At 71.1% G+C, this 8,222-nt stretch carries 10 protein-coding genes; 2 read left to right on the forward strand and 8 right to left on the reverse strand.

The features are described 5' to 3' along the window. Positions 1–289: 289 nt before the first annotated feature. Positions 290–661: an RcnB family protein gene (locus G3573_RS18050; protein ID WP_163263082.1), complete on the reverse strand. Its 372-nt coding sequence runs from the start codon at positions 659–661 to the stop codon at positions 290–292. 174 nt (positions 662–835) lie between these two features. On the opposite strand from G3573_RS18050, the gene G3573_RS18055 reads away from it, so the two are divergent. Beyond that, on the forward strand, positions 836–1,564 hold the full coding sequence (locus G3573_RS18055; protein ID WP_163263083.1) for a glutathione S-transferase N-terminal domain-containing protein: 729 nt from the start codon (positions 836–838) through the stop codon (positions 1,562–1,564). Between the two features lie 132 nt (positions 1,565–1,696). Here G3573_RS18055 and G3573_RS18060 read toward each other — a convergent pair whose 3' ends face one another. The 3 genes from G3573_RS18060 to G3573_RS18070 form a co-directional block, all read right to left on the reverse strand. Then, positions 1,697–2,167 carry a hypothetical protein gene (locus G3573_RS18060; protein WP_163263084.1) on the reverse strand — a complete coding sequence of 157 codons (471 nt, stop codon included), beginning with the start codon at positions 2,165–2,167 and terminating at the stop codon, positions 1,697–1,699. An 89-nt stretch (positions 2,168–2,256) separates the two neighbouring features. After that, on the reverse strand, positions 2,257–3,504 hold the full coding sequence (locus tag G3573_RS18065; protein WP_163263085.1) for a Xaa-Pro peptidase family protein: 1,248 nt from the start codon (positions 3,502–3,504) through the stop codon (positions 2,257–2,259). A 60-nt stretch (positions 3,505–3,564) separates the two neighbouring features. Next, positions 3,565–4,035: a hypothetical protein gene (locus G3573_RS18070; RefSeq protein ID WP_163263086.1), complete on the reverse strand. Its 471-nt coding sequence runs from the start codon at positions 4,033–4,035 to the stop codon at positions 3,565–3,567. 252 nt (positions 4,036–4,287) lie between these two features. On the opposite strand from G3573_RS18070, the gene G3573_RS18075 reads away from it, so the two are divergent. Further along, entirely contained in the window at positions 4,288–4,578 is a 291-nt protein-coding gene (locus G3573_RS18075) for a sel1 repeat family protein (protein WP_163263087.1), read from the forward strand. 9 nt (positions 4,579–4,587) lie between these two features. On the opposite strand, the gene G3573_RS18080 is transcribed toward G3573_RS18075, so the two are convergent. The 4 genes from G3573_RS18080 to G3573_RS18095 all read right to left on the reverse strand — a co-directional run. Further along, positions 4,588–4,947, reverse strand: a complete 360-nt coding sequence (locus G3573_RS18080) for a hypothetical protein (protein WP_163263088.1) — start codon at positions 4,945–4,947, stop codon at positions 4,588–4,590. Positions 4,948–4,995: 48 nt separating this feature from the next. Continuing rightward, entirely contained in the window at positions 4,996–6,420 is a 1,425-nt protein-coding gene (locus G3573_RS18085) for a hypothetical protein (RefSeq protein WP_163263089.1), read from the reverse strand. A gap of 269 nt (positions 6,421–6,689) precedes the next feature. After that, positions 6,690–7,427 (reverse strand): pseudouridine synthase, encoded by a 738-nt coding sequence (locus G3573_RS18090; protein ID WP_163263090.1) that lies wholly within the window; start codon positions 7,425–7,427, stop codon positions 6,690–6,692. Next, on the reverse strand, positions 7,424–8,222 hold a 799-nt coding region (locus G3573_RS18095; RefSeq protein ID WP_163263091.1), incomplete at its 5' end, for a class I SAM-dependent methyltransferase. The genes G3573_RS18090 and G3573_RS18095, both read right to left, overlap by 4 nt.

Consider the following 8,222-nt stretch of genomic DNA (forward strand, 5'->3'; position numbering starts at 1 on the left):
GTCGTCGCGGGTCGGCTGGGTGCGCTCGGTGCGGTCGCCGCGAGCGGGACGCTCGTCGCGCTGCTCGGCGCGCGGGTTGTCCCGGCCCGGCTGGGCCGTGGCGGCCCCGGGAGCGCCCACGGCCAAGACCGCGAGCCCGGTGAGCATCAGACGCTTCATATCCCGTCCTCCTGAATGGGCGGTCCGTCCTGGACCCGCCCGGCGAAACGGCCCCGCTCCGCCGCCGTATCGCCGTTATTTCGCCCCTCGGCTGAACCGAACCTGAACGAGCGGGGCAGGGCGCGTTGGGTTAGCGACGCCAGATCGTCACAGCGATCAGGCCGTTGTCGACGTTGGCCATCACGTACTGGCCCCCGACGCGGAACCAGGCGTGGTTGCGGTCCACCGGCGGGCGCAGGCCGGCCCGGCGCCAGTTCACCCACTCGTCGCGGAAGCGGGGCGGCAGGCGCTCGCCGCGACGCCACTCGCGGGCGTAGGCGTAGTCGTTGCGGCCGTAGCGGTCGCCGCGCTCGTAGCGCCCGCCGTAGTCGCGCTCGTCATAGCGGCCGCCGTCGTAGCGGCCGTCGTAGTAACCCCCGTTTCCGCGATAGCCGTCGGCCAGGGCCATGCCGGGGGCGGCGATGGCGGTGACGGCCGCGACGGCGAGAAGAAGACGTTTCATGACGCTCACCTCGGTTACCTTGCGGACCCTTTTCGTCCGCTTCCGAGGACCGTTATCGACCCTAGCGGCTGAACCGATGCTGATCCCGCCGTCAGGCTGCGTTCATGAGAGCTCAGCCGTTGCGGCGGCTCGCGAAGCTATCCATATCGCCGTCTGTTGCAGATGGAGGACTGTATGACCGCGCCGATCGAGCTCTGGTACTGGCCCACGCCCAACGGCTGGAAAATCAGCATCGCGTTGGAGGAAATGGGCCTGCCTTACGAGCTGAAGCCGGTGAACATCGGCGCCGGCGAGCAGTTCAAGCCCGAGTTCCTGGCCATTTCGCCCAACAACCGCATGCCGGCCATCGTCGACCCGGACGGCGCCGGCGACGGCGAGCCGCTGTCGATCTTCGAGTCGGGCGCCATCCTGCAGCACCTGGGCCGCCGCTCCGGCAAGTTCTACCCGCAGGCCCCGCGCGAGCGCGCCGAGGTCGAGCAGTGGCTGTTCTGGCAGATGGGCGGCCTGGGCCCTATGGCCGGTCAGACCCACCACTTCCGCCAGTACGCGCCGCAGATGCTGAAGGACCAGCGCCAGCTGGCCTATGGCGTCAACCGCTACACCAACGAGACCGAGCGGCTGTACGGGGTGCTGAACAAGCGCCTGGCCGACCGGCCGTTCGTGGCTGGCGACTACTCCATCGCCGACATGGCCATCTTCCCGTGGATCCGGCCGTGGAAGAACCAGGGCCAGGACCTGAACGCCTTCCCGCACCTGAAGGAATGGTTCGAACGGGTCGGCGAGCGCGACGGCGTCAAGCGCGGCCTGGCCGTCGCCGACGCGCTCCGCAACAACACCCTGGCCAGCAGCGGCAAGACCGCCGACGCCGCGCGCGCCGTGCTGTTCGGCCAGCGGGCGCGGTAGGGCCTGCCATTCTCCCTCCCCTTTATGGGGAGGATGGCCCCGAAGGGGCCGGGTGGGGAATGGCCGACGCTTCCCCACCCTGGCCTGCTTCGCAGGCCTGTCCCTCCCCATGAAGGGGAGGGAGAAGGGGAGCTATCCCCCCATCCCCTTCAACGCCGCCCTGGCGATGTCCACGGCCACGCCTTTCAGGTCGCCGCTGCGCAGGGACTTGTCGTCGTCGTCCAGCGAGACGCGCAGGATCGTGCCGTTCTTGGCGCGCACCAGCAGGGCGTAGTCGTCCGGCGTCCACACCGCCGCGGCGCCCAGGTTGGCCACCGTCTCCTGGGCTTCGTCGCTGAGCGCGCCGACCATCTGGCCCCAGTCGCCGTTGAGCTGGCTGACACGGATGAACGGGCCGTCGTCGGAGACGCCGTAGTTGCAGTAGGGCCCGCCGTCGTCGGCCGCGGCTTCGGCCAGCGCCACCGGCTTGCCGATGATGCGGCTCATCTGGGCCTTGTCGACCAGCCGGCAGACGTCGTTCGCCGGCGCAGGCGCGAAGCCGGCCAGCAGGGCGGCCGCGGCCGAAACGGCCGCGCCGGCGGCCAGGGTGCGGGACATCCACATGGGCGCGGGCTCCTTCTGAGAAGCCCGCACCTTCGGCCGACGGCGTTCAGGCGAACATCCGGTGAAACCCTGAGACGCCGGCCGCCGCCTCAGATCGGATCGTCGATCGACTTCGCGAAGGCCGAGAACAACTTCGGGCCGGTCTCGGTCATGTAGAGGCAGTCCTCCATGCGCACGCCGAACTCGCCGGGGATGTAGATCCCGGGCTCGTCGGAGAAGCACATGCCCGGCGCGAGCGGCGTGGTGTCGCCGTGCACGAAGAAGGACGGCTCGTGGCCGTCCATGCCGATGCCGTGGCCGGTGCGGTGCGACAGGCCGGGCAGCTTGTAGCCGGGGCCCCAGCCTTCCTTTTCGTAGTAGGCGCGCACGGCGTCGTCGACCGCGCCGCAGGGCGTGCCGAGCCTGGCGGTGTCCAGCGCGATTTCCTGGCCGCGCTTGACCGTGTCCCAGACCTTGCGCTGCTTCGCGCTCGGGGCGCCGTAGACCCAGGTCCGCGAGATGTCCGACTGATAGCCGTGCACGTCGGCGCCGCAGTCCATCAGGATTACGCCGCCCTCGCGCACCACCTGCGGCTTCTCGGAGCCGTGCGGATAGGCCGAGGCGTCGTTCAGCAGCACCAGGGCGAAGTCCGGCTTGGCGCCCAGCGCGGCGGTGGCGGCGTTCATCATCGCGCCGATCTCGCCGGCGGTCATGCCCGGCTTCACCCGCGGGTGGACGTAGCGCAGCGCCGCCAGGGTCACGTCCGAGGCGGCCTGCATCAGGGCCAGCTCGGCCGGCGACTTGATCATCCGGCAGCCGCGCACGATCGGATCGCCCGAGGTGACGGTCACGCCGGGCGCCGCGGCGCGCACGCCCTCGACGATGAAGAAGCGGGTGGTGGCCTCGACCGCCACGGTCCTGGAGGCCGCGCCGCGGTCCGCCAGGGCCTGCGCGATGCGCTCGAACGGGCTCTCGTGTTCGTTCCAGGGGCGCACCTCGCCGTCGACGGCCAGGCTTTCGCGCACCGAGGGCTCCTCGAAGGCCGGGGTGACGATCACCACGGCGCCCCTGGCCGGGATCACCGCCGCCGTGGTCCGCTCCGAGCGGTTCCAGCGCACGCCGGTGAAGTAGGTCATCGACGAGCCGGGCTCGAGCAGCAGGGCCGAGATCCCGCGCTCGGCCATCAACCGCTGCGCCTTCTCGATGCGGGCGGCGCGCTCGGCCTTGGAGATCGGCTGAACGTTGGTGGTGAGCGACTTCAGCCCGCTCACGTCCGGCTTGGCTTGCGTCGCCGCCAGCGCCGGACCCGCCGCCAGCGCCAGACCCGCGAACCCGAACAGACCCCGCCTCGAAACCATGACTCAACGCCCCCCTAGCTTTGCGGGGGACTATGCGCGGGGAGGGCGGGGGCGTCGACCCTACTTCACCCGCGCCAGCACGGCCCGGGCGACATCCATCGCCACGCCCTTGGCGTCGCCGCCGCGCAGGCCGCGGTCGTCGTCGTCGATCGACACCAGCAGGATCGCGCCGGCCTTGGAGCGCACCAGCAGGTCGGTGGCGTTCGGCGCCCACAGGGCCGCGGCGCCCAGGCCGGAGACAGTGTCCTGCGGGCTGTCGTTCAGCGCGGCCACCGCGTCGTTCCACGACCCGTCGGGCCGGGTGAGGGTGACGCGCGGGCCGTCGGGGGTGACCTCGTAGGTGCAGGTGTCGCCGTTTTCGTCTTCGCCGCTGACGGCGCTGGGGACCGGCCGGCCGATAATGCGGCCCATTTCGGCGGGGCTCAGCAGGGCGCAGACGTCGTCGGACGCTGGGGCGGCCGGCGCGAAGCCGGTCAGGACGGCGGCGGCGGCGGCCAGCGCGGCGCAGGCCAGGGTTCGGGACGGTCCCATACGCAAAGCTCCTCTCGGGCTCGAAGCCTGGAATTCCCTTAGAAACGCCCAGGGGCCGTGCGCGGGTTCTGAACGAAGCGTTACCGCCTCCTTGCGCAAGTCTTAAGCAGGTTCAGAGTATTCATTTCCGCTTTACAGAAAATATTTGTGCTGAATTTCGACGTTAACCCTAGTTTCACGTACCGGCGTTTTTATCGTCTCATCCAACGAGGGAACCGGCACACAGAATGCGCGCCGGCGGAGGAAACGAAAATGATGCACGTCAGCGATTTTCCGGCCAAAGGCCTGCCGCTTCCGCATCCCGCCATGTCGGCCGACGAACTGCTCAAGCTGGGCATGATGTATTCGACCGGCCAGGGCGGCGCGCCGTTCGACCTGGTGTCGGCCCACATGCTGTTCAACCTGGCCTCGATGATGGGCTCGGTCGAAGCCGTCGCCTACCGCCGCGAACTGAGCGCCGAGATGGAGCGCGAGGACGTGGCCGAGGCGCAGCGCTGCGCCCGCCGCTGGATCGACCAGGGCGCCACCGCGCTGCGCGCCTAAGCGACGAACTCAGTCGACGCAGCGGCCCTGGCCGACCTTGCCGTCGACGACCGGGGTCTTGCAGCCGCACGGATCGGAATCTGCCTGGCACTGGCCGGCAGCCGGCGTCCCGGGCGCGGCGTCCCCCTGGTAGAGGCAGTCGCCCGCGCACTGCGACCCGTCGGTGCAGCTCTTGCCCGCGTCAGGGTAGGCGATCACGCACTGCGGCAGCTGCCGCCGGCACACCGGTTTCACCGTCCCGCCCTTGGCCTGGCACGAGGCCACGTCCACCCCGGGTTCGGCCGCGGGCTTCGGCGCCGCCATTTCGGTGGGCGCGCAAGCCGAGAGCAGGATCAGGCTCAGCGCCGCGGCGGTGAAACGTAGTCCCATCGTATCCTCCAGCGGTTCGTCGCTGAACCCCGCGCGCCCGCGCCCGGTTCAGTTCGCGCCCAGCTTCAGCTTTCCGTCGGCGCCCACGCTATGGGCCACGCCCGTGCGCGCAAACAGCTTCGCGACGAAGGCGGCCGGGTCGGCGACGCCTTCCGTAACGAACCGGCGCGTCTCGGCGGTCAGCTCGGCGTCGCCGGTGGCCTCGGCGAAGGCTGCCAGCCAGTCGTCCGCCGTCACCACCCCGTCCTCGCGGTTGGCGTCGATCAGGCGCCGCCAGAAGGTGTAGGCGTCCGCCCCGGGCTCGCGCTTGCGCAGGCCCGCTTCCGCCGCCAGCAGCAGCACCGCGCCGCAGCCGTACTGGGCCTGCGGCTCGCCGCGTTCCAGCGCGCCGGCCAGCGGCTCGTTCGGGCCGACCAGCCCCAGGCAGTCGTCGACCTCGCCCTGCAGGCGGCGTGTCGGATCATAGTCGGGGGCCAGGACGCCCAGGGCGCGGACGGCCAGAATGTCGGCGCCGCCCTCCATCATCCAGTTATCGGCCCCGGTTTCGGCCCGCACGGTCTGGGCCAGCCAGAAGTGCGCGGTCTCGTGGCCCAGGAACCAGCGGGCCAGGTTCTTCACCGGCTTGTCGGGGTTCAGCACCCGCTGGCCGCGCAGGTCCATCTGCATCAGGCCGCCGAGCACGCCGCCGTTCAGGCTGACGCCGGGCTGGTCCGCGCCGCCCCAGGCCGCAAACACCATCGGCCGGCCCACGGCCGGCGGACCCAGCTTCTCGGCGTGCAGGGCCAGAAGCTTGGGCGTGTAGGCGTCGAGTTCGCCGCGCAGCCACTCCGGAATGCCGGGATCGATGACGGCGGCGAGGGCCGGGGTCTCGATCACCTCGGCGTCGCCGAAATAGGCGTAGCCTCCCGAGCCGGTCCCGGTGACCACGCGCCCGTCCAGGACCGAGCCGCCGTACAGGATCCGCCGTCCCGGCGCGTCGAAGGTCAGGCGCGAGGTGGTCGGGACGGTCTCGCTGTCGACGTCGACCGGCAGGCTCTCGGCCGCCGCGGCGCTGGTCAGCGGAACGATCTCGAACTGGTTGGTGTAGTGGGCCTGGCCGCCGTCGGAGAACTGCAGGGTGGGGCGGTAGTCCTTCTCCAGCTGCTCGGTGAAAGGCTTGAAGCGGATGCGCACGCTGGTCAGCGCCGCGCCGTCCGCGCTCAGCACGTCGTAGCGGCCGATGCGCTTGAGGCTGACGCCTGGCGTCTCGACCGTCCAGGCCTGCGCGCGCCAGGGCGTCTTGTCGGCCTCGGTGACGGCCGAGCGCGCGAAGGCCCAGGCCGGGGCGGCCTTTCCAAAGCGGTAGTCGGCGGTCCAGGTCCCGTCCGCGGCCGGCGAGACGGTGACGTCGACGTCGACCGGCTCAGGCTTCGGCGCGCTGGCGCAGGCGCCGAGCGCGAGCAGGGCGGAGACGAGAACGGACCTGAAGAGCATGGCGGACCCCCGGCCGGCGAGGGCCGGCTGGGCCCCGTATGCGGCGGGTCAAGCTGCGCCGCAACTTACGGTAACGTCATTATCTGAGCTCGAACTCTCCTTATCCCCTTGCGGGAGAAGGTGTCCGGCGGAGCCGGACGGATGAGGGGTGTTAGCGTCAGGCTTCAGAATTGGGAACGCGGTCGCGCCGGACGGTTCAGGCGTCGCGCCGACACCCCTCATCCGACGCGCTCCGCGCGCCACCTTCTCCCGCAAGGGGAGAAGGGGAGCTATTGGCCAAACACCGCCGCCACGTCGGCCTCGCTCATCACCCGCCATTCGCCGGCCGGCAGGTCGGCCGGCAGGTCCAGCCCGCCGATTCTGTCGCGGTGCAGCGCGTTCACGTGGTTGCCGATCGCCGCGAACATGCGCCGGACCTGGTGGTAGCGGCCTTCGTGAATGGTCAACAGGGCCTCGGTCGGGGAGAGGGCCTCCAGTTCGGCGGGGAGCAGCGGTTTCTCTTCCCCCTCAAGCATCAGCGTCCCGGCCGCGAACACCTGGCCCTCGTCGCCCTTCATCGGCCGGTCCAGGGTCACGCGGTAGCGTTTGGCGACGTTGCTCTTCGGCGAAATGATCCGGTGCAGCAGGGCCCCGTCGTCGGTCAGCAAGAGAAGGCCGGAGGTCTCCTTGTCCAGCCGCCCGACGGTCGAGATGGCCGGGTCGCGCAGCCGCCAGCGGGCCGGCAGCAGCTCGTAGACCAGCGCGCCGGCCTCCTTGTGCGAGCAGGTCACGCCCAGCGGCTTGTGCAGCATCAGCGCCAGGCCCGGCGGCGGGTCCAGCGGCTTGCCGTTGACCGTCATGCGGGCCGACAGGTCGGGCGTCAGCGCCACCTTGTCGTCGGCGTCCTGGACTTCCGTCCCGTCCAGCTTCACGCGGCCGGCGCGGACCAGCGACTGCACCTCGCGGCGCGAGCCGTAGCCCAGGTTGGAGAGCAGGCGGTCCAGGCGCAGCGTCGGGGTCTTGCTCACTTGCGCGCCTCGTAGACCTTGAAGCCGCCGGTCTCGACGTCCAGCCGCACGCGGGCGAACAGCGGCTTCAGCACCGCCTCGTAGGGCAGGTGACGGTTGGCCACGAGCCAGAGCTGGCCGCCGGTCTTCAGCGCCTCGGCCGCGCGGCGGATGAAGGCCTGGCCCAGCGCCTTGTCCTCGGCCCCGCCGTCGTGGAAGGGCGGGTTCATGACCACGAAGTCGAGGCCCTCCAGCCCCACGCCGGCGCGGACGTCGGCCTGGCGGTGGGTGACGCGGGCGTCCTCGACGTTGCGCCGCGCCAGCTCGACGGCGCGGTGGTCCAGGTCGATCAGGGCCAGACTCTCGACCTTGGGCGAGGCCAGGATCTTCGCGGCCAGGAAGCCTATGCCGCTGCCCAGGTCCGCGCCGCGGCCGCTCAAGGCGGGCAGGCGTTCCAGCAGCAGCGCGCTGCCCGGATCGGGCCGGTCCCAGCTGAACACGCCGGGCTGCGACCACAGGCCCAGCCGCTCGACGAAGCGGGGCGCGCCGGCGGCGATGGCCTCGGCGACGCCCGTCGGCTCGGCGGGGCGTTCGCACACGCAGATGCGGTGATGGCGCTTGCCGGTCTCGTTCACCTGGCAGCCGAACGCCGCCAGCTCCTTGCCCAGCCGCGAGCCGCCCTTGTCCTTGGGCGCCAGCGCCGTCAGCCGGCCGCCCGGCTTCAGCGCGCGCAGGGCGTGGGCCAGGGCGTAGCGCCGCTCGGCCGTACCCGGCGGGGCGAGCAGGGTGGCGGCGTCCAGCGAGCCGTCGGCGACG

Origin of the sequence: Caulobacter sp. 17J65-9 (assembly GCF_010975005.1) — a bacterium.
GTDB lineage: Bacteria > Pseudomonadota > Alphaproteobacteria > Caulobacterales > Caulobacteraceae > 17J80-11.